This window comes from Candidatus Vicinibacter proximus (assembly GCA_016713905.1).
GTDB classification, from domain to species: Bacteria; Bacteroidota; Bacteroidia; order Chitinophagales; family Saprospiraceae; genus Vicinibacter; species Vicinibacter proximus.
The window spans coordinates 1,101,366-1,127,561 of the sequence record JADJOE010000003.1 but is presented as its reverse complement, the minus strand read 5'-3'; the positions used below and the strand labels follow the sequence as shown (position 1 = coordinate 1,127,561).

20 protein-coding genes are annotated in these 26,196 nt (G+C 36.3%); 10 read left to right on the top strand and 10 right to left on the bottom strand.

Features of this window, described 5'->3' with window-relative positions:
* Positions 1-88 precede the first annotated feature (88 nt).
* On the bottom strand, positions 89-3,931 hold the full coding sequence (gene porU, locus IPJ83_12940) for a type IX secretion system sortase PorU (GenBank protein MBK7881454.1): 3,843 nt from the start codon (positions 3,929-3,931) through the stop codon (positions 89-91).
* Between the two features lie 82 nt (positions 3,932-4,013).
* Between porU and IPJ83_12935 the strand changes: the two genes are divergently transcribed.
* The 3 genes from IPJ83_12935 (at position 4,014) to IPJ83_12925 (ending at position 7,973) form a co-directional block, all read left to right on the top strand.
* Positions 4,014-5,045 carry a PorP/SprF family type IX secretion system membrane protein gene (locus IPJ83_12935; protein ID MBK7881453.1) on the top strand — a complete coding sequence of 344 codons (1,032 nt, stop codon included), beginning with the start codon at positions 4,014-4,016 and terminating at the stop codon, positions 5,043-5,045.
* A 77-nt stretch (positions 5,046-5,122) separates the two neighbouring features.
* Entirely contained in the window at positions 5,123-6,625 is a 1,503-nt protein-coding gene (locus IPJ83_12930) for an SUMF1/EgtB/PvdO family nonheme iron enzyme (GenBank protein MBK7881452.1), read from the top strand.
* Positions 6,626-6,641: 16 nt separating this feature from the next.
* Complete coding sequence (locus IPJ83_12925; GenBank protein MBK7881451.1) at positions 6,642-7,973, top strand: UDP-N-acetylmuramoyl-tripeptide--D-alanyl-D-alanine ligase; 1,332 nt, start codon at positions 6,642-6,644, stop codon at positions 7,971-7,973.
* Here the strand turns inward: IPJ83_12925 and IPJ83_12920 are convergent.
* Complete coding sequence (locus IPJ83_12920; GenBank protein ID MBK7881450.1) at positions 7,959-8,996, bottom strand: hypothetical protein; 1,038 nt, start codon at positions 8,994-8,996, stop codon at positions 7,959-7,961. The two genes, IPJ83_12925 and IPJ83_12920, sit on opposite strands and share 15 nt — an antisense overlap.
* Positions 8,997-9,110: 114 nt before the next feature.
* Between IPJ83_12920 and IPJ83_12915 the strand changes: the two genes are divergently transcribed.
* Together IPJ83_12915 and IPJ83_12910 are read left to right on the top strand one after the other, a co-directional pair.
* The gene (locus IPJ83_12915) at positions 9,111-10,337 is read left to right on the top strand and encodes an amino acid dehydrogenase (GenBank protein ID MBK7881449.1); all 1,227 of its coding nucleotides are present in this window, start codon (positions 9,111-9,113) and stop codon (positions 10,335-10,337) included.
* 121 nt (positions 10,338-10,458) lie between these two features.
* Positions 10,459-12,270 (top strand): OmpA family protein, encoded by a 1,812-nt coding sequence (locus IPJ83_12910; GenBank protein ID MBK7881448.1) that lies wholly within the window; start codon positions 10,459-10,461, stop codon positions 12,268-12,270.
* Between the two features lie 69 nt (positions 12,271-12,339).
* Here IPJ83_12910 and IPJ83_12905 read toward each other — a convergent pair whose 3' ends face one another.
* Complete coding sequence (locus tag IPJ83_12905) at positions 12,340-13,242, bottom strand: methionyl-tRNA formyltransferase (GenBank protein ID MBK7881447.1); 903 nt, start codon at positions 13,240-13,242, stop codon at positions 12,340-12,342.
* 259 nt (positions 13,243-13,501) lie between these two features.
* Between IPJ83_12905 and IPJ83_12900 the strand changes: the two genes are divergently transcribed.
* Entirely contained in the window at positions 13,502-13,819 is a 318-nt protein-coding gene (locus IPJ83_12900; GenBank protein MBK7881446.1) for an SCP2 sterol-binding domain-containing protein, read from the top strand.
* Between the two features lie 16 nt (positions 13,820-13,835).
* Here the strand turns inward: IPJ83_12900 and IPJ83_12895 are convergent, their stop codons facing one another.
* From IPJ83_12895 to IPJ83_12880, 4 genes are read right to left on the bottom strand one after another with little or no spacing between them, the layout of a single operon-like run.
* Complete coding sequence (locus IPJ83_12895) at positions 13,836-14,426, bottom strand: hypothetical protein (GenBank protein ID MBK7881445.1); 591 nt, start codon at positions 14,424-14,426, stop codon at positions 13,836-13,838.
* A gap of 10 nt (positions 14,427-14,436) precedes the next feature.
* A complete protein-coding gene (locus IPJ83_12890; protein MBK7881444.1) occupies positions 14,437-15,324 on the bottom strand; it encodes a ParB/RepB/Spo0J family partition protein in 888 nt (295 codons plus the stop codon).
* Between the two features lie 14 nt (positions 15,325-15,338).
* Entirely contained in the window at positions 15,339-16,100 is a 762-nt protein-coding gene (locus tag IPJ83_12885) for a ParA family protein (GenBank protein MBK7881443.1), read from the bottom strand.
* On the bottom strand, positions 16,101-16,784 hold the full coding sequence (locus tag IPJ83_12880) for a metal-dependent hydrolase (GenBank protein ID MBK7881442.1): 684 nt from the start codon (positions 16,782-16,784) through the stop codon (positions 16,101-16,103).
* Positions 16,785-16,859: 75 nt separating this feature from the next.
* Here IPJ83_12880 and IPJ83_12875 point away from each other — a divergent pair, with 75 nt between their 5' ends.
* Together IPJ83_12875 and IPJ83_12870 are read left to right on the top strand one after the other, a co-directional pair.
* Positions 16,860-17,417: an NAD(P)H-dependent oxidoreductase gene (locus IPJ83_12875; protein ID MBK7881441.1), complete on the top strand. Its 558-nt coding sequence runs from the start codon at positions 16,860-16,862 to the stop codon at positions 17,415-17,417.
* Positions 17,418-17,562: 145 nt separating this feature from the next.
* Entirely contained in the window at positions 17,563-19,008 is a 1,446-nt protein-coding gene (locus IPJ83_12870; GenBank protein MBK7881440.1) for an ABC transporter substrate-binding protein, read from the top strand.
* A gap of 48 nt (positions 19,009-19,056) precedes the next feature.
* On the opposite strand, the gene IPJ83_12865 is transcribed toward IPJ83_12870, so the two are convergent.
* Complete coding sequence (locus tag IPJ83_12865; protein ID MBK7881439.1) at positions 19,057-20,778, bottom strand: redoxin domain-containing protein; 1,722 nt, start codon at positions 20,776-20,778, stop codon at positions 19,057-19,059.
* Between the two features lie 45 nt (positions 20,779-20,823).
* Here IPJ83_12865 and lipB point away from each other — a divergent pair, with 45 nt between their 5' ends.
* Entirely contained in the window at positions 20,824-21,555 is a 732-nt protein-coding gene (gene lipB, locus IPJ83_12860) for a lipoyl(octanoyl) transferase LipB (GenBank protein ID MBK7881438.1), read from the top strand.
* The gene (locus tag IPJ83_12855; GenBank protein MBK7881437.1) at positions 21,552-22,073 is read left to right on the top strand and encodes an acyl-CoA thioesterase; all 522 of its coding nucleotides are present in this window, start codon (positions 21,552-21,554) and stop codon (positions 22,071-22,073) included. The genes lipB and IPJ83_12855 overlap by 4 nt, the downstream gene beginning before the upstream one ends.
* Before the next feature lie 89 nt (positions 22,074-22,162).
* Here the strand turns inward: IPJ83_12855 and IPJ83_12850 are convergent, their stop codons facing one another.
* The gene (locus tag IPJ83_12850) at positions 22,163-23,428 is read right to left on the bottom strand and encodes a replication-associated recombination protein A (GenBank protein ID MBK7881436.1); all 1,266 of its coding nucleotides are present in this window, start codon (positions 23,426-23,428) and stop codon (positions 22,163-22,165) included.
* Positions 23,429-23,578: 150 nt separating this feature from the next.
* On the bottom strand, positions 23,579-26,050 hold the full coding sequence (locus IPJ83_12845) for a DNA translocase FtsK (protein MBK7881435.1): 2,472 nt from the start codon (positions 26,048-26,050) through the stop codon (positions 23,579-23,581).
* Positions 26,051-26,196: the final 146 nt, after the last annotated feature.

Here is a 26,196-nt window from a genome sequence, read left to right as displayed (position 1 = left end):
AAATGATGAATATTTTGCAAAGTTATGTTTTTTCAGTTAATTATAAATATAGATAAGTACTAAATTGTTATAATTGTATAGAAATCAGTTAATGGAGAATTAACAATTTTTCATGCTTACTACGCTTGTTAATGATCGATGTACCAGTATCACCGGAGACACGAATTTGGTATAAATAAACGCCATTAGCCAACTTTGATCCAAAATCATCGGTCCCATCCCATTCTATTTCAGATGATCGGTATCCATCCATATTGATGTTCTTTTGAATGGTTTTCACCATTTTTCCACTTATGGATTGAATATAAATGGTCACCTCCAAAGGCAATCCAGTTAAATTGGTTTCAAACTGAAAATTTGTTTTTCTATTAAATGGGTTTGGATAATTCAGCACTCTTTCCAGGCTAATGTTATCATTATCTATGACGTTAAATTCAAGATTCGCACTTCCCTGGTTATTGGTGATGTCCCAAGCAATCAGACTTAAGGTATGCTTTCCTGGTTTTAAATTTTTCAGAGGATATGTTATCTCTCCTGACCGGTAATCATTTAATTGTGATTTAAAGAAATTATTCAGGATGATAGGAGACTCAGTGTTTAGATCAATAACTGCGCTGAGATCATGACCTATACTGTTTCCTGAAATATTTATACCCATGTCATCAGAAATTCGAGCAAAAATTTTAGGATTCTCATCTGTGATACCTCCATTAACAAACTGATCGTTATTCATGTATAATTTGACAATTGGAGGAAGGTCCTTGGTTGTGGTATCTGAGGTGAACCCACCAATTAAAAATTTGTCAGAATACCCTGCGGCATCCAGATTTTTTTCATTGGTGGCATATAAGCTAATTTTTCCTTGACCGATCGAAAAGTTTATGTCTTTTGGAACGATAAAAGTAAATTCCCATTCCCCGTTCTTTACTTCTGAATTTCCTTTGAAAATAATGTTCTTTTGAATACTGAAGGTTTGCTCACGACTCGATGGATCATTTGCCCTAGTTTTTAAATCAATAGGCTTGTCAAATACTGTAGTGTATAAAAGCCCGTTGAAATCGGCTGCAGTTTGTCCATCCGGTAATTTAACCCGGCCTTTAACTCGGACAGTTTGTAATGCACGGATAGTATCCAGGCCTAGGGGACGGTCATTTATCGATAAAACTTCGTTTTCCAAAATCGGGTATGCTAAAGTCTGGGCAGGGTCACCAAATAATAAAAACTTTCTTGAATTTTGTAGAATTCCGGGTGATGAGTTTGAGTTTTTTGAACGCGTGAGAATCTCTCCCATGGTTAAGAATTTTCCATTTTCTTTTCCATAGAAATTATTAAAAACAGAATTAGTCAATTGATAATTTTCACTTGCATAAACTGCTCTAACCGTTGAAAACATAGCTATGGTTCCACCTTTTTGTAACATTGTTAATTGTCCTGCACTTGTAATTTCTGGGTCATCAAATCCTGTAAAAGTACAAGTAGCAGTGACCATGAGAAACATCTTGTTTAAATTGTCCCATTGCCTGATGTCAAAATCCTGCAGGATTCTTTCCTGGCCAAGACCTGTTGGACCTCCATGACCCATATAAGAAAAAACCAATGCTCCTGCAAATACAGATGTATTAATCGCTTTATTTACATCCGGATATCTTTCACCACCAGGAGTGGTGATTTGTTCATACGCATCTAGATAAATTTTTTGTTGATTGAAAAGCGGATTTTGACTTTTGACAGACTGAGCAATTCGGTCCATGTCTGACATGTGGATGTTTCCGTCTTCATCATCCCCCGAAAAAATCAGGTTTAACCTCCAATCTGCATAGGTGCTAGGATCAGTATCGTAACGAATAATTTTATCCACAAAATCTCTTGCCTCTTCCTGGGATCGGGCCAAAATTCTACCTATGGAAAGATCTAATAACCCAGCAAGATTTTCGCCTTCATTTTCATCTAACAAACCAAAGTAATCATCTGTAGGAAAGGAATTAATTGGGTCAAGCGATTCTGAAGTTTCATATGTGCTTACCAAATTTTGGTCTTTAACTTTTGTATTCAAATATCTGAAATCATAGCTGGCAGCACCAAGTAATGTTACATATCTGAATTGAGGATTCCTGATATAAAGCATTCTTAGAAAATCTCTTATGGCAGTAGGATCCTTGGATCCGGAACCAAATTCGTTATAAATGTGATCTACATCTACAATTACTCCTTTTATGTTACTGTGTCTTTGTCTGTGTTGCAATAATCTCTCTGCTTCATTTTTAAAATCTTTGTAATAAATGATTGAAAAATCATAGATTTCCAAACCGTGTAGGTTTTGATTTTCTACACTGCCAATGAATTCAGGTGCCGGATAAACAGCAGTAGGATCAAATACCAAATATTCTGACAACTTGCCAAAACTTTCATCTGTGAATTCCAAGTTTCCGTTATTTACTTTATAAGGTATTTCGATTGGATTCAAATCAGATGATATATCCCAGCAAAATAAATTTGATACCGGATTTGCAATTTTATAGGTACTTAAACTTTGTTGCTTTGATGCAGGGTCAAAGACATAAATTGGTTTACCCAAATAATCGTACTTTCTCCATGCAGTAAGTTGTATCCAATCCAACCACCCATCTGAACTACTTCCATTATCCGGAAATGATATTTTTATTTTAGGCCATTCATTTTTTAGACTTAAATCAGAGAAGATGTAGTTATTGGCTGCAAAGTTTGAAGTGCAACTATATCCTATTGTAGAAAGTGATTTGGAAACGGTTTCCCCATCAACATTAATATTCAGGGTAGAAGTTCTGTTTGATCTGGACGCAAACAAAGCTTTTAATTTTGTTTTTCTGCTTTGATCCAGACCCGGAAAATAAAAGATGGAGTTTAGATCAAGGCTCCTGGAATTTCCTAAATCTTCCCCATACCATTTTTGACCTGAACCATGATTACACTCATCTAAGTCAAGTAAATTGTATAACTCTTTTTCATGGTGAATGCTTGAAAGACCGAATGTTGAAACATAATTACCACTTTCAATAAAATTCTTTTTCAACACTCTTAAGCCTGGGGTATTATCAATTTTAATAAAATAATATGACTTTTGACTGTAAGGATTCTTAGTGTAAGAAAAATCTTCATTCCCTTCACTATAAGTTTGGGAATCAGGTCCATTGGCATAAAAGAGGATGTAATCATTCTCATTAAACACACCATCTTCCTCCCCATTTATAAATAGGCTGTTTTCTTTAAGATCATCTATTCTTGATACAGCATTAGATTCTGGTAGTGGATTTCCACCATTTCCATAAATATGGATGTTTTTTGGATTGACACCCGCAAGACTTATTTTTAAATTTTTCTCAAGATAATTCTTGTCCAGTTTATAGATTCCTTTACCGGATAAAGCAATTTTATAAATATTTCCACTTTTCAATATTGAATTATATGTGTAAGGTGGACTGTTTGGACTCCTGGATAAAATGTTGGGAATAAAATTTACTTTTATATCGCAAGATAGTATTCGCTCATAACCTTCATTGCCTGATTTTTTTACTGGAATCAGTTCTATAATGGCCTTTAATTCGCCTCTTGCTTTAAAGATAGAATACCGAGTTATATAGTCGGATTCTAAATTTGGAATTTGGCTAACAAGGGTAGAAGAGTTAAAGCTTACAATTTCACTTTGGAGAACAGATAATTTAATTTCCAGTTTGCCGTCAGATGTAAGAGGGATATCATAAAGCAATACAGGAATATCGGGATTTAATTTATCTCTAAGAGATCCCTTAAAAAGATCGATTGGTCCTTTAAGAATTTGCCGATTGTTAGATTTATCAAAGTTTATCCATTCAAAGTTGAAGGTATTGGTATAACTTTGTTGAGCAAATAAAAAATATGGAAATAATCCGAGGAGTACCTTTACAATTGATTTCATAAGAGGGTTTAATTAGGTACAATTTATTTCAATAGTTCGGAATTTGGATACTTAACGTAGTTTTAACATACTTATTGTCAATATGTTTTTTAGAAAAGCAAGTTACATCCTCCCTATAATCCTTGTGTATTTAATTGATTTGCAAGTGTTGTTGGCTCAGGATCCAATATTCAGTCAATTTTATTCTGCTCCATTGCAGATAAATCCAGCTTTTGCAGGATTGAGTGAAAACCCTAGATTGGGTTTAATCTATAGGAATCAATGGCCTTTTGTTGACCAAAGCTTTAAAACCTATGTTACCTATAATTTGGCTTATGACCAATACTTCTCGAAACTAAGAAGTGGTTTTGGGTTGGAATTGACGGCCGATGATGCAGGAGATGGTCTAATTAAGACGATCAAGGTTGCAGGTATGTACGGATATAAGATACCGCTAAATGATAACGGTCATGTGATCAAAGGAGGTCTTGAACTCGGATTTGTGCAGGTTAATTATGGATGGGATAAGTTCATTTTTGGAGATCAAATCGATCCAGCAACAGGCTATCTTTCACCTGGAGGCTTACCAATTTTATCCAAAGAGTCAAGACCTTTGGAAACCAATAAGTCCTATTTTGATGCAGGGGTGGGGTTATTGTATTATTCTCCGGAGTATTATTTGGGAATTTCTGCAAAGCATTTTAATAGTCCGGATATAGGCATTTTGCAGGTTAATCAGAATGGGTTTGGAGGCTTGCCAGTTCGCTGGGGCGTACATGGAGGGTATTCTTTTCGGTTAGACAGGAACAGCAGAGGGACCGCGGGTTTATTAAGTCCCGGTATCCAAATTGTTTCTCAATCTTCATTTTTTCAGATTAATTTAGGCACGCAATATCAATTTAGCACGGTCTTTGCAGGACTTTGGTATCGACATGCAAGGCAGAATGCTGATGCGCTGATCGGGGTACTGGGATTTAGAAAAGATTCCTGGAAGTTGGCTTACAGTTTTGATTATACCCTTTCAAGCCTCGGAATAGGTTTGGGGGGGAGTCATGAGATCAGTATTTTATTTAACAAAGTGACAAATAATCGGAAAAAGAAGAACATTCAGGACTGTTTTGAAGCTTTTAATTAATTTTTATTAAAAAGTTGTCTCCGCACAATAAATAATTAGCTAATTTTGTTCTCCTAAAAATTAAAGACAGTAGTAGGATGAAAGTCAATGTATTTTCTATGGTATGGCTCTTGGGCTTATTAATGATGGTAAGCGCATGTAGCAAAAAGAATAATGATCGCTCTTCAGCCACTGGTTGGAAGTATAACGATCCAGAATACGGGGGTTTTGAAAAGGTAGATTATGCCGGACAGCCCACAGGTCCCAATCTTGTTCTCATCGAAGGGGGTACGTTCACAATGGGCTTAACTCAGGAAGACGTGACTTATGAGTGGAACAATATCCCCAGAAGGGTTACAGTTTCTTCCTTTTATATGGATGAGACCGAAGTTTCAAACATTAATTACAGGGAATATGTCTTCTGGTTGGGCAGGGTGTTTAAATCCTATCCAGACGTTGCTAGAAAGGCTTTGCCGGATACATTAGTTTGGAGAGAAGAATTAGCCTACAATGAGCCATTCGTTGAGACTTACTTTAGATTCCCATCTTATGATGAATACCCGGTTGTTGGAGTTAGCTGGTTGCAAGCAAAAGATTATTGCAAATGGAGAACTGACAGGGTTAATGAGATGATTCTTATTGAGAAGGGTATATTTAATCCCAATCCTGATCAAGTGGATGCAGAAAACTTTGACACCAAGTCTTACTTAGCTGGCCAATATCAGGGTAACGTAAGAAAGAACTTACCAGATATAACTACAGGTGGTGAACGATCTGTCAGATTTGAAGATGGTATTTTGTTACCTGAATACAGATTGCCCACTGAAGCAGAATGGGAATATGCTGCTTTGGCTCTAAAAGGAAAGCAATCTGTTAATGGGGATGAATTATATACAGATAAGCGTTTCTTTCCTTGGGATGGCAATACTGCAAGATATAAAAGGAGAGATAAGTACATGGGTAATATCATGGCCAACTTTAAAAAGGCCGGTGGAGACTATATGGGTATGGCAGGAAAGTTAAATGACCATTCCCATATTCCTGGTCCAGTTAGGACATTTTGGCCAAATGATTTTGGTTTGTATAATATGGCAGGGAATGTATCCGAGTGGGTTGAAGACGTTTTTCGTCCTTTGACAGCAACAACACTTAGAGATGTTGAGAATCATGATTTGAACCCATTCAGAGGTAATGAATTCAAGGAATTGGTATTGGATGAATCAGGTGTTCCAGTTGAAAAAGATAGTTTAGGTATGTTGCGTTACCAAATGGTGACTGATTCGGCGGTAACCGACAGGGAGAATTACAATAAAGGTGGAGTTAAAGATTTTAGAGATGATGATTCTGAATCTGTAGAATATGCCTATGGTAAATATTCATTAATCAGCAATAAGTCCAGGGTAGTAAAAGGTGGATCATGGTCTGATCGATTGTTTTGGCTTTCACCGGGTTCAAGAAGATTTAAGGATGAGGATAAATCTGACCGAAACATAGGCTTCAGATGTGCGATGACCAGAACAGGAGGACCGGAAGGAAATGAAGATGCCGGAGGGTTAGAATTTAAACGAAAGATGCCAAAGCAAAAAAGAAGTTTTAAATAATTTAAAATATAATCAATTGAAAAAATCCTCACATATTGTGGGGATTTTTTTTTGTATGGATGCTATAACTATTTACGATTTGTTTGGTGGTTGTGTGGATAAGATTGTCACAGACACGCGAACATTAAAACAGGATGATATTTACTTTGCTCTGAAGGGAGCAAATTTTAATGGAAATGCGTTCGCCATTCAAGCACTAGAAATGGGAGCTAGATTTGTTGTTGTGGATGAAAATATCAAGGAGGATAAACGAGTAATTCAAGTAGATAATGTCTTGATGTGTATGCAAGATTTGGCTAAAATACACCGTAAAAAAATGGACGCAAAGGTCATTGGCATAACCGGCTCAAATGGAAAAACGACCACCAAAGAGTTGCTTTTCTCAATTTTGAAAGAAAAGTTTCAAACATTGGCAACACAAGGGAATTTAAACAACCATATTGGCGTGCCTCTGACCATTTTTAAATTAGAACCCAGACATCAAATCCTTATCCTTGAAATGGGAGCCAATAAACCTGGAGATATTAGCGAATTGGCTGAAATAGGACTGCCAGATTTGGCATTGATTACGAGTCTTGGTAAAGCGCATCTTGAAGGTTTTGGCAGCTTTGAAGGTGTAATTAGAACAAAGAGAGAGCTTTTTGATAATGTTGCTAGCAGGGGAGGTACATTGTTTTTTAATTTCAATGATCCGATGATAAAAACACTTTATGGTGAATTTAAAGATGGATTGAGTTTTGGAAATACAGACACGAACGCAGACTATACATATGATCTGCTTCAACAGATACCCGAAATCAAATTGCAAGCTGTTTACAATCAGGAAAAAATTGAATATTCGTCACATCTTTTTGGGGTTCACAATTATCAGAATGTAATAGCATCGATTACAATTGCCCGATATTTAGGTTTGAATATCGATCAAATTAATAGAGGTCTCAATGAATATCATCCCAATAATATGCGATCTCAGATAACAAACTGGCATCAAAATAAAGTTATCTTGGATGCATATAATGCCAACCCATCCTCCATGTCTGCAGCAATTGGAAGTTTGCTTCAATTTGACCATAATGCCAAATGGGTGATTTTAGGAAAGATGGCAGAATTGGGAGATTCAAGTGAAGCAGAGCATCAAAATATCATAAAATTATTAGCTACTTGTGATTTTGAAAAGGTTTTGCTTATTGGCAAAGATTATAATAAGGATATTATTCAATCAAATATGCTAGCCTTTGAAAATGTTGACCAGGCTAAGGAGTGGTTAAATCAATACAGGCCCATCAATAAATTAATTTTAATAAAGGGATCGAGATCTTCGCAACTTGAAAAATTACTTTTGGAATAGTTCAAGAATCCTGGAAGGGGCATGTGCCTGAACTGTCATCAAATATTCTTCATAAGTGCATGGTGTTAATACAGGATTTATGTCGCTGTCTATTCCCGGGGTTCTAAACCACCACTTGCCACTGATTTCAGATTTATAAAATTGAATTTGGGCTTCCGAATCCTGAAGTTCTACAACATATTCTGTCATATGACGAGTTTGATCCTGATGATCAAATTTTTTGAGTGCAATACCTTCAATAAAATACCATACCATTTGGGCAACCAAATTTTCATTTTGGGCTTGATTTGTTGAATGCCAATCAGAAATAAATAAACATTTATTTTTATCGCCAGAACCAGACATTTTGCATATCCCAACAGCTTCTTCAGAAAATAATCCACTGGCTGTATGCATTTTATTCGCCGGAAAGTCACTGCTTCTAACTGCATTTAAATCAAAGAAAACGTATTCGGAATTTCTTGCAAATGGTTCAAAAGTGGAATTTGATTTTCTGTATTCAGACAGGTACAAAGTAGATATTTGATCCTGAGTATTAAACAAGATTTCTTTTTTGGTATAATGCCTTTGGATAGCAATTAAATGTACCTTTTTAAGGAATAAGCTTTTGGTAATTGAATCTAGGTCAATCTTATTTATAAAATTAGAAATTAGTGACAGACTAAAAGGCTCTAATCGATTTTCCTGATATTTAGCTATAGTGTCAATGATTTCTTTTGGACATGCAAAAACTATAGGAATGATGTTTTGGTCCAATAAGTAAAACAATATTCTAGATATTTCAATTGGATTGCATGAGTCTAAGTCTCCTAAATCAGTTATTGTCAAATCTTTAAATGCGGACAAATTCATTTGGTAAAATTCATCTCTGAATTTTTTTGAAACAGAGGACCCAATACCAAGAATGGCCACATCTATTCCAGCTAATTTTGGAGTTTGCTCCAAATTGAAAATAACAGAATGGTTTTGTGTATTCCAGTTATTAATTTGCTGCTGATCTGGCAGAGAGAGATTGAATTCCATACTTAATATTTGAGCAAAAATACATATTATTTATTATTTTAATATGATTTTTATTTCTATTATTCCATGGTAAACCATGGATAGCCCTTAATTTTACCATTCAAACTTAAAAAGATGAAAAATAAATTGGAGGCTTATTTGGCCAAACATCCTGAAATAGTTTTCGAATGGAATGATGAATTTACAGATGCGAAGGGATGGTTGGTTATTAATTCATTGAAAGGCGGTGCGGCAGGAGGTGGTACCAGGATGAGGAAAGGTCTCACTAAAAAAGAAGTTATTTCGCTGGCAAAAGTTATGGAGATAAAATTCAGTGTTTGTGGTCCTTCCATTGGCGGGGCCAAATCAGGAATTGATTTTGATCCATGGGATACTCGGAAGATGGAGGTTTTGGAAAGATGGTTTAAAGTGGTCCGACCAGTTTTGAAACACTATTATGGTACAGGGGGGGACTTAAATGTTGATGAGGTCAAAGATGTATTTCCAATTACGGAATCGTTGGGCATAATTCATCCACAGGAAGGAGTTTTAACAGGGCATTTTAATTATTCAGAAGCCGGAAAGAGAGTTGCTTTAAACCAATTGGATAAAGGCTGCAAATTACCGGTAAGCTTAGTTCCATATAGTCCGGATAACGGAATTGGAAAATATACTGTTGCTGACATGATAACTGGTTACGGTGTATCAGAATCCGTAAGGCATTATTATGAAATATTTGGACAAGAAAGTTTATCCGGGAAATCAGCTTTTATTCAGGGGTGGGGAAACGTTGCTTCTGCCGCGGCTTTGTATTTAGCTCGTCAGGGAGTGAAAATTAAGGTTATATTGGATAGACAATATGGATTGATAAATGAATCCGGGTTTACAGAAGAGGAAATTGGGCAACTTTTTTTGAATAAAACAGGAAATCAATTGAATTCTGAAAAAACTTTGCCAGCGGATGAAATTAATAAGGTTGCCTGGAAGATGGGTTGTGATATATTTATACCTGCAGCTGCTTCAAGGATTGTTAGCCATGTGCAGCTTCAAACGTTGATAGACCACGGAACCAAGGTAGTTAGCTGTGGGGCAAATGTGCCTTTTATAGAAGACCAAATTATATTTGGGGACACAAGTCAGGCAGTGGATACAGAATTGGCAATAATTCCTGATTTTATTGCTAATTGTGGCATGGCGAGGACATTTAATTATCTCATGCAAGAGGGGGCAAAAATGGATGAAAAATCTATTTTTGAAGATGTTTCAAGTACAATTAAAAGTGCACTTGAGCAAATAAAAGGTAAGGATTCTGACCAGGTAAATTTATTTCAGAAGGCCTTAAAATACTATATTAAATACTAGACAATCAAACATATATAAATATTTTATTATATTTATATCTAAAATCTTAAAAATGGCTGGGTTTTTGTATAAATTTGCAAGGATTGTACTATTAACAATGCAGAACGTAAAATTATATGTTATGTCAAAAGCCTTAGTTTCCTTAACCATTGCCTGGTTTTTTATTGGCCTGGTGAATGCACAAATGGATTCGACAAAGGCTTCTAACGATAAGGTGGCAATCCAGATTGACAAAACAGCAATGTGGAAATCCGGTAAAGCAAAATACCCACCAAAGCCAAAAGATGTTTGGGAATTGGGAATTCATGGTGGTCATTTTCTTATTGATGGAGATGTTGACCCCTTAAACCCATTTGCGGGATTTGGTGTTGGATTACATCTAAGGAGAGCGATACATTATGTTTTTTCGATTCGATTGGATGCAACGTATTCCAGATCAAAGGGTCTTGAAACTCAACCTTATGGTGAAAGTTTAGAACCTGAACAGTTTTATGTGGAGCCAGGGGGGCAAAACAGAAGAGTTTTTGATGGATACAATCGCAACAATCCATGGTTTCCTTCCTACCGTACGGATTATTTTGGTGGTTCACTGCAAGGAGTATTAAATCTTGGGAATTTGCTTTTTCACAAAGAAAGAAATAAATGGAATTGGTATTTAGTGCTTGGATTTGGAGCATATCATAACAGGACCATGCTCGATTTGAGAGATCAAAATGGATTTGATTACCAAAACATTATTAATAAAATTGGCTTCACCAATGATAAATTCAATACTCGTCAGGGTAGAAAAGAAATAAAATCCGACCTTAAGAATCTATATGATGGAACCTATGAAACAGAGGCATATCAGAAGAGAGGCATTTTTAGAATTTCAGATGAGTATAATGTTCTATTTCAATTTACTGGGGCAGTGGGTGTGTCCCGTAAAATAAACAGAAGATTCAATATTTCCCTTGAACATCAATTGATTACTTCAGATAATGATTATCTTGATGGTATAAAATGGAGATCCAGCACCGATCAAACCAATAACAACGACATCGCACATTATACGAATCTGAGGTTGGGAATAAACCTTGGCAACCTCAAGAAAAAGACCGAACCTTTATACTGGCTAAATCCTATTGATGCTGTATATGACGATATCGCAGCCCTAAAGCAGAGGGCAATTTTTGATCCTAAAGATACAGATCAGGATGGAGTCATTGATATATTAGATCAAGAGGTGAATAGTGTTCCCGGGGCTCCTGTAGATACCCGAGGTATTGCTGTTGATAGTGATGATGATGGAATTAAGGACTTTAAAGATAAAGAACCTTATTCCCCACCTGGATTTAAAACGGATAGTCTTGGAGTCGCTCAAATTCCTGTTCAACCCATTCTAACAGAAGGGGATGTGAATAAGATTGTGGACAATAAACTTGCATCCTCAGGACTAGTAGGGCCAGATGGAAAAATGGTTTGTTGCCCACCTGATTGGTTTTTGCCAATGGTGCATTTTAATTTGGATGAATATTGTGTAAAACCTCAATACTACCCTCAGTTGCACCATGTAGCTGAAGTAATGATCACTTATCCGGATTTAAAAATCACTGCAATAGGACATACGGATGTCCGTAATTCCAACAGTTATAATAATGTGTTGTCTTATAATAGAGCAAAAAATGCGATTGAATACATAATGGATAAATATAAAATCCCAAGGGAGCGATTTATCCTTATGTATGGAGGAGAAGAGTCTCCTTTTGGAAAAAAATCAAATCTGCATTATATCAATAGGAGGGTAGAGTTTAGGGTAAGTAAAAAGGATGATGTAGAAATGCAAAGACCTCCTGGTCCTGAAGCTGGAGACTGTAATAAAAAGCGAGTTAAAAAAGCTGCTAAAGTAAAAACTGATGATGGTACAGATGCCGATAAGAAATCAGGTTACTAGGGTTAATAGTTCGTGGATCGTTTAGTTTTGTAGTTTTTTTTTGAAAGCGTTTAATAAAAAGCAGTTATTCTAGATTTGAAATCCGTTTAAAAAATCTGAGATATTCATGCATTTTTTTGAAGGTGGTTGGATACTGGTTACTTCTATATATCCATCTTGACATGCAATTTTCAATGATTTGCGATTTTCAATAACCCAGCTTCCCGGGGATTCGTCAGGTAAACTCAATATTTTTTTTCCGGAGAATATTTTATACACCTTGTTCTCATGTGATGTCCATGCACCCGGGAAAGGACTAAAAGCTCTTATCTGATTATAAATATTTTCTACAGGTTGATTCCAATTTATTTTTAGGTCTTGGGTTGATATTTTTGGAGCCGGTGTTGCTAATTCATTTACTTGTTTGATAGGAGTAATAATTTTTGCCTGTAATATGTTCAAAGTTTCAATCAATAGGTGGCTGCCAATATGTTTCATTCTTTCATAAAGACTCCCAAAATTTTCGTCTTGTTCTATGGTGATTTTTTTCTGTAATAAGATATCCCCGGTATCAATTTCTTCTTTTAACAGAAAAGTAGTTAAGCCTGTAATTTTTTCTCCATTGAGAATGGCTCTTTGAATGGGTGCGGCACCTCTGTATTTAGGCAATAAGGAGCCATGAAGATTTATAGTTCCAAGTTTTGGCATATTCCAGACTTCTTTCGGCAACATTCTGAAAGCCACAACTACAAACACATCAGCCGATAATTGTTCCAGTTCATTAAGAAATTTTTTGGATTTTAAATTTTTTGGTTGTAGCAATTTTTTATCATGCAAAAGTGACCATTTCTTAACTGGAGATTCAATCCAAACATGTCCTCTTCCGCCTTTTTTATCAGGAGCGGTTATTACAGCAACCAGGTCAAATTTTTGATTTATTAGTTCTAGAGAGGGCACTGCAAAATCAGGAGTTCCCAAGAAGACGATTTTCATAAATTAATTATCATAAGCAAATAATACGAGGAAGGTAAAACCTCACAAAAGTAAATATTAAAAGTAGTTAAATCAGCTGAAAATAAAAATGTTTACAAAGCATCATTATATATCTAAATGAATTAAATATTTAGAAAAATAAGTTGTAAGACAATTGAACCAATTCTATGGATGTTCAAAACGCAGATGCCTGAGTATTGAATAAGAATATAGATTATAATGAGAAATTTGTAATACTTTGTGACATAAAATCATGTTCATGACTGCAAAAGAATTTTTATTTAAAGTGCCTGAGAAGGTTAATTTGTTGACTATTGAGGGAATGAATACAGTTTTCCACTTTGATCTTGAAGGAGAAGGAGGCGGTTTAGTTACTATTATTGTTGAAAAAGGAGAGATGCGTGTGGAGGATGGATTAGTCGGAGAACCCAATTGTGTAATTAAAGCAAAGGCAGAAGATTTTAAAAAAATTGTCAAAGGAGAGCTTAATCCAATGATGGCGATTCTTACCGGAAAGATGAAGATCGTCAATCAAATTGAAATGATGAAATTTGCCAAACTGCTTGGATGGATGTAATAAACTAGTATTAAATCTATTTTAATTTTATCTGCATGGTAATTCCTGAAGCATAAAATCCGGCAGATGGATAAATAGACATAGATAAGTCATCAGAAACATCAAATTCCATCAGGTGTCTGTCCACAAATGCTTCTATTCCGATGAGCAGATAAGCACCTACGAGCGCAAGGTAACTTCTTTGTAAGTTTTTATCATATAAACTCCTGTAAGAATCAATTGCACTTGGTTCAAGTATTCCTACAAATTCATCTGTGGAGTTTTCTTTTAAATCTATTCTCATTCTATAGGCTTTATCAAACCTGTCATATTCAGATTTGTTGAAGCTTATTAAATAAATTGGAAAACCTAAGGCAGAGTATACCAAGGGTAGTTTCCAATATTTTTTATTGTATATCTGGCCGGCTCCAGGTAATAAAAGCGAGTATGTTAGTGCTCTTCCAGGTTTTCCTTTGAAAATGTTTTTTAAAGTGCCGGTAGTTTTTTTTGAATTTGAACTTACACTAGTTGTATCCTTATCTTGAAGGATTTGTGTACTGTCTTGTGCTTTTAAATTTAATAATCCAAAAAGCAAATAAAGTGCCGAGAAACAATACAAAAATTTCACCCTTTCTTTTTTAATCATCTAAACGGTCGATGATGTCATTAAGTGTTTGATCAGAATTGAATTTGATAATAATTTGTCCTTCACCTGATTCTTTGCGTTGAATTACTGCTTTAGTGCCCAAAATGCCACTTATTCTATCTTCAAGGGCTTTAATCAGAGGTCCTTGCAAAGAAGGTTTAGGGTTTAGTATTTTTCTGCCTTTTGTCTTTGAGATGGAGTGGGAGAGTCTTTCGGCATCTCTGACAGATAATTCTTTTTGTTGGATGTCTTTGTATAATTGCATTTGCAGCATGAGGTCTTCAATGCCGGCAAGCACCCTGGCGTGCCCCATAGATAATTGACGATCTCTCAATGCGTTTTGAATTTCTGGAGGTAATTTTAACAATCTTGTATAATTACTGATGGTACTTCTTTTTTTGCCAACTCGGTCTGAAAGTTGTTCCTGATTCAATTTGCATTCTTCCATAAGCCTGGAATAGCTGATGGCAATTTCAATTGGACTAAGGTCTTCTCTTTGGATGTTTTCTACCAAAGCCATTTCCAATATTTCCTGGTCATTTGCCAACCGTACATAAGCAGGCAAAGATTTAATTCCTGCTTTAAGAGCGGCTCTGTATCGTCTTTCACCGGAGATGATCTGATATTCTTGATCTGCTAGCCTTCTTACCGTTATCGGTTGAATTAGGCCATAGGTCTGTATAGACCTGGATAATTCGTCAAGACTTTCTTCTTCAAAAGTATTTCTTGGTTGGTGAGGGTTAGGTTTAATTTTATTGATATCTATTAACCAAGTTTCAGTTTCTTGCTTTAAAAAATTTTCAGGAACTTTTTTTTCTTCCTTATTAATATTGGATAATAGGGCTTTGAGACCTTTCCCTAGTTCTTGTTTCTGACTCATTGGGTATCCTGATTTTATTGATTGTTGATAAACTCTTGTGCAAAATTAAGGAAATTAATGCTGCCTTTACTTGTTGCATCATATAAGACAACAGGTTTTTTAACCAAAGGGGCTTCTGTAATTTTTGAATTTCTGTGTATTATGGTGTTGAATATTGGCATTTTAATATTCTCTCTCATGTCGTGAATTACCATAGTGGACATTCTTAATCTTTTATCATACATGGACAATAGAACCCCTTCAATTTTCAAATCCGGATTTAATCCTTGTTTAACGAGTTCAATAGTGTTTTTTATTTTTGAAAGTCCTTCTAAAGCAAACAATTCAGTTTGTACCGGAATAATAACAGAATCTGCTGCAACTAATGCATTTATTGTCATTAATCCAAGTGAAGGCAGGCAATCAATAATGATATAGTCAAAATCAGCTTTAATTTTATGAAGCACTTTTCGCATTACAAATTCCCGATCCGGCATACTGACCAATTCGATATCGGCACCAACAAGGTCAATATTGGAGGGTAGTAAAAACAGGTTGGGCGTAGTTGTGGAAATAATGGCTTTTTGTGGATCTACATCATTGATCATACAATGGTATAAATTGTATTCAAAATCCTGCAGATCCCCGCCAGATCCTGATGTGCTATTTGCCTGTGGGTCAGCATCCACAAGCAGTACCTTGTTTTCCAAAATGGATAGACAGGCAGCTAAATTTATTGCTGTAGTAGTTTTTCCAACCCCACCTTTTTGATTTGCTATTGCAATTATTTTTCCCATTTATTCCCAGTTTACTGCTTTTCCTATTTCAGGGATAACCAGTTTTAAGTCATTTTTTAAAAAAGTAGAAACTGCAGCCTGATGATCTATTTTAATTGGATCGAAGGTGTCAAAATGTGCTGCCACAACTGTTTTTACCTCACAAAACTCTGCAGCAATGCAAGCATCTTCTATTCCCATTGTGAAAACATCTCCCATTGGTAGAATTGCAAAATCCAGTTTAGGGCATGTCAGGGGGATCAGTTTCATGTCATAACTCAAAGCAGTATCTCCTGCGAAATAAAAACAATGATTATGTGACCAAACGACAAATCCATTGGGATTGCCACCATTCGACCCATCAGGCAATGTTCCGGAATGGCTCGCACTTACCATTTTCACCATACCAAAGTCAAATGAATATTTACCCCCTTGGTTTAATGCATAACCTTTTACTCCTTGATTATCCAACCAACTTACAATTTCAAAATTCGATATTATTTTTGCGCCGGTTTTCTGTGCAATTTCTATGGCATCCCCAACGTGGTCCCCATGACCATGAGAGATTAAAATATAATCGGCTTTAATGCTTTCTATATCAATGTGTTGAGCTAATGGATTTCCTTTAATAAAGGGATCGAAGAGCAAGTGCTTTCCCTCAAAAAACACGTAAAAGCATGAATGTCCATAGTAACTTAACAACATATATTCAAAATTTATGCAAACCTAAGCATTTCCTCCCATTTTTCTGGTGGGTCGGTGATGAACCAAAGTCGAGGGATGTGGTTTTATTTAACCTATATGAGTTTGCTTATCATCAATTCTACCAACAGGAACAACAGCGGAACAGCCCAATTGATTCAAAAAGTTGAAACTTTGTGTTTATCCTTTAAAATTGATTTTAAAACTATTCAACTGGAGGAATTTAGTAAGGACCTCTCAAATCCCAATTTGTATCATGAGGAAAACTGGTCAATCGAAATGATTGATTATCAGGAAGAAGTGATTATTCCAAGTGATAAATTTCTTTTTATCATTCCTGAATATAATGGTAGTTTTCCCGGAATTCTTAAATTATGGATTGACGTATTGAGTGTCCGAAAAAGGAGTGAGACTTTTAAATTTAAAAAGTATGGGCTTGTAGGCATCTCAGAGGGAAAATCTAGTAACCAACGGGGCTTGGATCATTTTATGGGAATTGCCAGGTACCTGCAAATGATAGCTTTTCCAAACAATTTGCTTATTCCCGGAGTCAATAAAATTTTAAAAAATTGGCCATCTGATGAGGATTATGAGAGGAGAATGATTACTTTTCTGAATGAATTCGAGGCTTTCTAAGTTTTGCTTTTTTGCTGCAATTTCGTTTTTATTAAATTGTAGACCCGAAAACCTGCCAAAAAAAAACAGGGTTTTTCATTACAATCAACCCAATCCAGTTACTTCCTTAGATCCTGCCTTTGCCAAAAGTCAAAATAACATTTGGTTGATCGACCATATTTATAATCAATTACTCGATTTGGATGACTCCATGAGGTTGGTTCCTGAAATCGCAAAAAATTGGGACGTGAGTGATGATGGCATGAAATATATTTTTCACTTAAGGAATGATATTTTTTTTCATAAGAATATTTGTTTTGGAGTAGATAGTACACGAAAATTGAATAGTTCGGATGTAGAGTTTAGTTTTAAGAGGTTGTTAGATCCAGCTCTGAGTGCGCCAGGAAGATGGATTTTTATCGATAAACTTGATTCCATCAAGCCCTTCAACATAGTGGATGATTCTACAATAGAGGTAAATTTGAAAAAGCCATTTTCTCCTTTTTTGAGTTTGCTCACCATGCAATATTGTAGTATTGTTCCTCATGAGGCTGTAGATTTTTATCAAAAAAAATTTAATGAAATGCCGGTAGGGACGGGTCCATTTAAGTTAAATAAATGGATAGACCGACAAGGAATCTTTTTAATTAGAAATCCGGAATATTTTAAAAAGAATTTACCTCTTCTTGAAGGAGTGCGGGTAAGTTTTATTGAAGATAGAAATACGGCGTATCTTGAATTTATTAAAAGAGAAATTGATTTTTTTTCAGGGATCCAATCCTCCTTTGCTTCTCAGTTAATAACGGTGGAAGGAAATTTACGGCCTGAATTAAAGGATCAATTTATTTTTCTAAAATCAGATTATTTAAATACAGAGTATCTTGGAATAAATCTGGAGGCATTTCCACAGGAACATGCCATAAGAGATAAAAGGGTCAGACAAGCATTGAATTTAGCATTAGACAAAGATTTGATGGCAAAGACTTATAGATATGGTATTGGTACCGCTGCACATGCAGGATTTATTCCGAAAGGTTTAATGGCTTATGATCCTCAAACTGTAAGGGGATATTCACTTAATGTAGAAAAGGCAAAAGAATTGCTTCAAGTCTCAGGTTATTTTAACAAGCCTAAATTAGAAAAAGAAATAGTTATATATACCAATAAGGATTATTTAGATCTGGTGACATTTATTGCGCGCCAGTGGCAGGAAGTCGGCATTGAATTGAGAATAGAATTAATGGAGACAGGTACATTGCGGGAGAAAATGCGAAATGGAAGTATTGGATTTTTCAGAGCCAGCTGGATAGCAGATTATCCGGATGAAGAAAGTTTTATGACTGTATTTTATAGTAAAAATGGCGCACCACCAAATTATACCAGATTTAAAAATGCTGAATTTGATAAGCTGTATGAAGCTGCTGTAAAGGAGATTGATATGAATAGAAGAATAAACCTGTATCAAGAAATGGATCGCATTTTAATTGAAGAAGCGCCGGTAGTTTTTCTGCTGTATGATCAAACAGCATTATTTGGACAGAGAAATTTAAGGCAACTTAAAGGAAATCCAATAAATTTATTGAAACTCGAACAAGTAGATGAAATAAATTAGCCAAGTATAAAAGGCAAAAAAATAATTTAAAATATTTCTGCCCAAAATCTAATCAATTTTGAAAAATCTTTCTGTTTTTATGGAACCATCTGCTAGTTGTCCCTGCACAAAATAAAGCCCGGGATTTAATTTGGAAATATTTGCCTTAATATTTTGTTCATTAATTTTTTCCATTTTAATTTTTGCATCAGAAACATGAATTCCAGATTGATCAAAAAACTTTAATGCAACAATTCCGGAAGAGGCTTCGACGTCAATTTCATATTGCGTAGCTGTTTGATTGACTCTAAATCTAGGAGCACCAGGTTCTGAATTATAAATGTGGTTAAAAAAGATTCCACAAATATCGTTCTCTAAAACAATTTCATTAGGTACTTTGCCTTGTTTAAAATTTAGATTTTGCGATGAAGAGAATGTGATCAATGGATCATTCAGATCGAACTTGACACCTAATCCGTCTGGACTACTCCAAAGACAAATGAATTCATTTCGTTGCCCATTAAGTTTATAGTTGTTGTTGTTGAAATTGGATAGACTTTGGTTAAGTATTACATCCGTTATGGATGATATGTCACATGCAAGACTGAATTGGAATCCAACAACGCTTGCGTTTGTGTTAGGGATAATGTGGTATAAATAACCGTTGGATGTTTTTTCAGACTTTATGATCCATTCTTCCATGCAAATTGACCTTTCCTGCTGTTCTCCCTGAAATTTAATTGCAGCGCCATTGACATCACCATATTTTCCCACGCCAAATTCATTGCTCGCGGTCCCTTTAATCAGATCATTAAGTTTTACCTTATCCGAGATAATGCCATTCTTACCGGCAGGATTATTTGCAAATCCATAAAGATCACTTACAGCTTTAAATCTGGAATTGATACCTAAAATTAGTTTTCTAATTTCTGCCATGTCGGATGCAGTAACCGAATAAGTTTTGTTGACATCTGCTACTAATAATTGGAGATTGTTTAGTTGTGCAATGCCAAGGATGTGTTTTTGTATCAAAACGATATCAGCAGTGGTTACATATTCTAATGGATCTCCGGTTTGTGATTTAAAAGGAGTTACATAATAATTATCCCTAATTGCTGGAAAAAAATATTCGCAGTTGTATTTATTGTCAGCGAGTTCGAATATTGGATTGTTTCCATTAAAAATGTCTTTGACAATCATTTTGTCAGGTTGTAAATGAGAGATAATTTTCACTCCAAAGGAATCAACGCAACGTGTTGGACCACCTCCGGTGCCTCCGCTTGAGACTCTTAGTGCTCTGGCAATAGCAGAATCTAATTTTACCTGATCATCTCTTTCGAAGTCTATATTAAATTCCACTTCACCATTTGGAGCTATTACAAGAAAGGTGGGTGTACCATAAAAAGGTCCAAAAGTTCCTGATTTATATGGAGCGACTGCTGCAAATCCCCCTCCATCAACACCGGCGCCTGGGAAAGTAATTCCATGTTTTTGCGCATATCCCTTTACAGCGTTGTTCAGATCATAATTTTGAGTACTGAGCTCAATGAACTGGACACGACCATTCCCTGCACCCCAGCGAGTATAAGCTTGTTGTACATAAGGTGCTATGGCATTGCAGGGAGGGCAGGCAACGAAGAATAATTTAAGCACCACCACCTTTTCCTTTTTCAGATAATCTGAATAGAGTGTGTGGGTCTTATTGTTGTAATCCGTAATCGTAAAATCCGGGGCCTTGGCAGCGGAACAAATAAAAGGGAGTAAAAAAAGGAAAAAAGTAAACTGTCTCATGAAAACGCTGTTTAATTATATTCAAAGTTAGGACAAAATCTTAAGATTCAAGTAAATAAACTTTTGGAAAATCAGATAGAGATTCATGATTTAGGTCAAATTGGGTACCAGGAGGCCTGGGATTATCAAACAAAGATTCACAACAGGTTGATTTCCGAAAAAAGGAATCCATCGGGTAAGCATTTGTTCCCACATGTCTTGATATTATGTGAACATCCTCATGTTTATACTTTGGGTAAATCAGGAGAAGAGAGCCATTTAAAGATTAATAATGAGGAGCTAGGAGATATTCAAGCAAGTTTTTATAAAATTAATCGGGGAGGAGATATTACTTATCACGGACCAGGACAATTAGTGGCTTACCCAATTTTAGATTTGGACAGAATATTTAATGACGTACACAAATATGTGAGAGGTCTCGAAGAATCTGTGATTTTGACACTTTCAGAATTTGGGATTATTGGTGGACGGTTACCTCAATATACAGGAGTTTGGCTTGATCCAGAAAGTGACCGGGCACGCAAAATCTGTGCGATTGGCGTACACTTGAGCAGATGGGTTAGTTTGCATGGATTGGCTTTAAATGTGAATACGAACCTTAATTATTTTAACCACATCATTCCTTGTGGGATACAAGAAGAAAATAAGACAGTTACATCTATTCAAAGGGAATTGGGAATGGTAGTTGAAATGGGAGAAATTAAACAAATCTTTACGAACCATTTTCTACATACATTTGGGCTTGAAAAAACAATAAAGAGTAAAATATACGAATGAAAAAAGTAAGTGACTCCATTACGGAAATGACAGAATTGGTTTTACCAAATGACACCAATGTTCTAGGAAATTTAATGGGAGGTAATTTAATGAGATGGATGGATATAGCATCCGCAATATGCGCAAGCAGGCATTGCGGTGCGCACGTTGTAACCGTTTCAGTAGACCACATGACTTTTCATGAGCCTATAAAACTAGGAGATATTGTAACCATTCGGGCAAAAGTTTCCAGAACATTTAATTCTTCCATGGAAATATTTATGGAGGTTTTTACCAGAAGTATACTAGTGGCTGAGCCCAGGAAATCAAATCAGGCCTATTTTACTTTTGTGGCATTGGATGACAGGACTCTGAGGCCAAAACCTATCCCGGCTATAGTTCCGGAAACAGAGGAAGAGAAGAAATTATTCAACGAAGCAGAAATCCGTCGTGAATTCAGATTGATTGTAAGTGGTAAAATCAAGCCGGAAGAAGCAAAATTCAGCAAGGATATTTTCAATGTAGTTACTGAAAAATAGCGTTTTATTGTCGGAATAAGTCAGTTGATATCATTGATCTTCCAATAAAAATATAAAATAAAAATTGGGTAAAGGGTTAACTACAAGCTTTATTTATATTTTTCACCCCACCATTCCAACAAGCTCATTTTCATTTTTTGCTCATTGGGATTTTCAGCTGGTTTAAAGATAGTTTTACTACTCAACTGTTCCGGCATATATTCCTGAAAGATAAAGTGACCAGGGTGATGATGACTGTATTCGTAAGATTTTCCGTAGCCAATATTTTTCATCATTTGGGTGGGAGCGTTGCGTAAGTGCAAAGGAACTTGAGCGGTATTTGTTGACTGGGCTAGACTGATAGCCATTTCTATAGCAAGATATGCAGAATTGGATTTGGGAGAGCAAGCTAAGTAAATAACGGTTTCTGCAAGGATTATTCTGGATTCAGGCCACCCCACAAAGTGAATGGCATCTTTGCAAGTATTGGCCATCAAGAGTGCGTTTGGATTTGCCAGTCCAATGTCCTCTGCTGCCAGAATCAGTAATCTTCTCGCAATGAAAAGTGGGTCTTCTCCACCATCCACCATCCGGGCAAGCCAATACAAGGCTGCATGGGGATCACTGCCTCGTATTGATTTAATAAAAGCTGAAATGAGGTCGTAGTGCATTTCTCCTGACTTATCATAAATAGCCATGTTTTGAGTGACTAGTTGGCGGATAAGGTCATTGGTAATATTTATTTCAGATAGTGGTAAGTTGCCAACAATCTCCATGATGTTGCATAGTTTTCTGGCATCTCCACCGGATAATTCAACCAAAGAATCGGTTTCCAATACTATTATTTTTTTGTTTTGGAAAAGTTCGTCCTTATCTGCAATATGTTCTATAAGTTTGACAAGATCCCGTTCTTCCAAGTGTTTCAGCACATAAACCTGCATTCTGCTCAAAAGGGCTGCATTCACTTCGAAAGTTGGATTTTCAGTTGTGGCACCCAACAAAACAATCGTTCCATCTTCAACGGCCGCCAGCAAAGCATCTTGTTGACCTTTATTGAAACGATGGATTTCGTCAATAAACAAGATAGGAGAGGGGCTGTTAAAGAATTTTTGGCTTTTGGCCTCATTGATCAGTTCTCTCAGATCTTTGACACCCGCTGAGATTGCACTTAGGGTAAAAAATTTGCGATTAAATTGTTTTCCTAACAACCGTGCTAAAGTGGTTTTACCCACACCCGGAGGACCCCAAAAGATCATGGAAGGTAGATGTCCACCTGACAATGCTAAATTAAGAGGCTTTCCTGAGCTAAGTAAGTGATCTTGTCCGAGGATGTCCTCCAGACTTTGAGGACGCATTCTTTCTGCGAGAGGTAACATAACTGTGCGAAAGTCGACATTTGAATTTAGATTTCAATTATCAAGGACTTAATTTGTTGAATTTAAACAAAAAAAAAGCCCCGGAGGTCGGCCGGGGCAGTAATCTACTATCAATCTCAGTTGGTCTAAGACGAAAAAAAAATAAAAAGACTAGGTTTTTCTTTTGAACTTTTGAAGTAGGTTTTCAAGTTCTATTTCGTTAAATAAGAGTACTTCACGCGGTTTGCTTCCTTCCCCGGAACTCACAATCCCAAGCGCTTCCATTTGATCCATGATTCTTCCGGCACGATTGTATCCAAGTTTTAGTCTACGCTGTATCATACTGGTACTTCCATGTTGGCTTTGTACCACTAGTCTGGCAGCTTCTTCGAACATTTCATCTAAATCATCTGCGACGATTGAATTCTCTGCTCCATCCGCTTCATCCCCTTTGTATTCCGGCAAGTAATAAGGCTCGCCGTAGCTTCTTTGATTACCAATATGCGTTATTACCCTTTCGACTTCAGGCGTATCAACAAATGCACATTGTAGTCTAATCATATCCGAGCCAACGCTGTACAACATGTCTCCTCGTCCTATTAGCCTTTCTGCACCGCCACAATCAAGGATGGTCCTTGAGTCAATATTTGAAGAAACCTTGAAAGCTATTCTTCCCGGAAAGTTGGCTTTGATCAAACCGGTAATAATTTTTACAGATGGTCGTTGAGTTGCAATGATAAGGTGAATACCAACTGCACGTGCTAATTGTGCCAAACGGCCGATAGGTAATTCCACTTCCTTTCCTGCAGTCATGATCAAGTCTGCGAACTCGTCGATAATTAAGACGATATAAGGCAGATATCTGTGTCCCTTTTGAGGATTAAGTCTTCTGTTTACAAATTTGTCGTTGTATTCCAATAGATTTCTTACCCTTGCCATTTTCAGTAATTCATAGCGCTGGTCCATTTCAATACACAGAGAATTCAGTGTATAAATTACCTTGGATGTATCGGTAATAATTGCTTCATCCTGGTTTGGAAGTTGTGCGAGGAAATGTTTTTCAATAACAGAGTAAATTGGAAGTTCTACTTTCTTTGGATCAATTAGAACCAACTTAACTTCAGCAGGATGTTTTTTATAAAGTAAGGACATCAAAATAGTGTTAATGCCCACTGACTTTCCTTGACCTGTTGCTCCTGCGATAAGCAAATGGGGCATTTTAGTCAGATCAGCAACCACCACTTCGTTTGAAATATTCTTACCTAAAGCAATAGGTAGTTCCATTTTCTGATCGTTAAATCGGTCAGACTTAAGGAGTTCTTTGAGAGGAACCATTTGCTTATTTTTATTTGCCACTTCAATACCTATGGTTCCTCTTCCAGGTATGGGGGCAATGATTCTTATGCCTTGAGCGGATAAGCTAAGGGCAATATCATCTTCGAGACTTTTGATGCGTGAGATTCGGACACCCGGAGCAGGTACGATTTCGTAAAGCGTAACGGTTGGTCCAATCGTAGCTTTGATTTTTTGAATTTCAATTTTATAATTCAGGAGAGTAGCGATGATTTGGTTTTTGTTAGATTCCAATTCACTTCGATCTATTTCGAATTTTTGGTCGCTATAGTCATTTAGCAAATCCAAACTCGGAATTACATAAGTACTTAGATCAGCTCTTGGATCATAAGGACCCGTATGGCTCTCGTCATGCCAGCCGTCCTCGTCATCGGGGACAGGCTGGTATGATGGTCGAGATTCGCTTTGTTCTGGATCTTTTGTAGTAATGGATTCCGTAGGAGCGATTGTTTCTATTTCGAGGCTTGGGCCAAAGGGGTTAATTATTTGATCGGCTTTGGAGCCAATGGTTGCCGCCAGACCGGCATTTTCGGCAAAATCTCCAAAGTCCACTTCAATTCCGGCAGATTGATTAGCGGCTGCTTTGTTTTTTAGATAGATTTCATTGGGTGTTAAAGCAATATCCGCAGAAGGATTTGAATTATTATTCCATTTAAAGGCGTTAGACCAGTCCAAAAAACTATCTGATTCAGAACCTCCAAGCGTCTGAAATTGCAATTTTTGGAGACTTGGGTTAAAGAACCATATAATGAAACTTATCAGGGAGAAGATCAAAGTCACTCCTAGACCAACTTCCCCAACAAAATTGCTGAGTAAATCATTAGTTCTGCTTCCGAAAGATCCACCGTATGGAAACCCTTGATCTTGCAGGATAAAGTCAAGAATCATAGACAACAGGGCCATGATCATTAAAGTATGTGTGCTGTATCTCAATAGACCAAGCCATCCTGACCTTTTCAGGAATCTAAAACCAAGATGTACGATTACAGGAATAAGCAAGAAACATGCGATACCAAATCCATAATAAAAAAAGAAGTGAGAGGATAGAGCGCCAAGTCTTCCTAACCAATTCCCAACTTCAGAACCGGACTTGAATAGAATACGCCAGGATAATGCGAGTACTTTGTCCTGATCGGCTTTCCATGTGGACAAATAAGAGATAAAAGAGATGAGTAAATAGATAGCGCCCATAAAAGAGCTCATAGCAGCGATTTTTGAGACCCTCTCATCCTTCAGCCACTTGACCCATTGATCCCAAAATGAACGTTTTGCAGATTTTGACCTTGCCATGATAAATAGTAGATTATGTATTAAAACCTGCGCTAATGTATGACTATTTTATAATATTATAATTTTTTATAAATTATTTTTACTTGAAAGAGTGCAAAATACACATTATAAAATATCATAATATGAAAATATTTATATTTATTTAA

Bases quoted from the DNA above. Each gene is read 5' to 3' on its own strand.
- porU (MBK7881454.1), bottom strand. From the start codon at position 3,931: ATGAAATCAATTGTAAAGGTACTCCTCGGATTATTTCCATATTTTTTA.
- IPJ83_12935 (MBK7881453.1), top strand. From the start codon at position 4,014: ATGTTTTTTAGAAAAGCAAGTTACATCCTCCCTATAATCCTTGTGTAT.
- IPJ83_12930 (MBK7881452.1), top strand. From the start codon at position 5,123: ATGAAAGTCAATGTATTTTCTATGGTATGGCTCTTGGGCTTATTAATG.
- IPJ83_12920 (MBK7881450.1), bottom strand. From the start codon at position 8,996: ATGGAATTCAATCTCTCTCTGCCAGATCAGCAGCAAATTAATAACTGG.
- IPJ83_12915 (MBK7881449.1), top strand. From the start codon at position 9,111: ATGAAAAATAAATTGGAGGCTTATTTGGCCAAACATCCTGAAATAGTT.
- IPJ83_12910 (MBK7881448.1), top strand. From the start codon at position 10,459: ATGTCAAAAGCCTTAGTTTCCTTAACCATTGCCTGGTTTTTTATTGGC.
- IPJ83_12905 (MBK7881447.1), bottom strand. From the start codon at position 13,242: ATGAAAATCGTCTTCTTGGGAACTCCTGATTTTGCAGTGCCCTCTCTA.
- IPJ83_12900 (MBK7881446.1), top strand. From the start codon at position 13,502: ATGACTGCAAAAGAATTTTTATTTAAAGTGCCTGAGAAGGTTAATTTG.
- IPJ83_12890 (MBK7881444.1), bottom strand. From the start codon at position 15,324: ATGAGTCAGAAACAAGAACTAGGGAAAGGTCTCAAAGCCCTATTATCC.
- IPJ83_12885 (MBK7881443.1), bottom strand. From the start codon at position 16,100: ATGGGAAAAATAATTGCAATAGCAAATCAAAAAGGTGGGGTTGGAAAA.
- IPJ83_12880 (MBK7881442.1), bottom strand. From the start codon at position 16,784: ATGTTGTTAAGTTACTATGGACATTCATGCTTTTACGTGTTTTTTGAG.
- IPJ83_12875 (MBK7881441.1), top strand. From the start codon at position 16,860: ATGTGGTTTTATTTAACCTATATGAGTTTGCTTATCATCAATTCTACC.
- IPJ83_12865 (MBK7881439.1), bottom strand. From the start codon at position 20,778: ATGAGACAGTTTACTTTTTTCCTTTTTTTACTCCCTTTTATTTGTTCC.
- IPJ83_12855 (MBK7881437.1), top strand. From the start codon at position 21,552: ATGAAAAAAGTAAGTGACTCCATTACGGAAATGACAGAATTGGTTTTA.
- IPJ83_12850 (MBK7881436.1), bottom strand. From the start codon at position 23,428: ATGTTACCTCTCGCAGAAAGAATGCGTCCTCAAAGTCTGGAGGACATC.
- IPJ83_12845 (MBK7881435.1), bottom strand. From the start codon at position 26,050: ATGGCAAGGTCAAAATCTGCAAAACGTTCATTTTGGGATCAATGGGTC.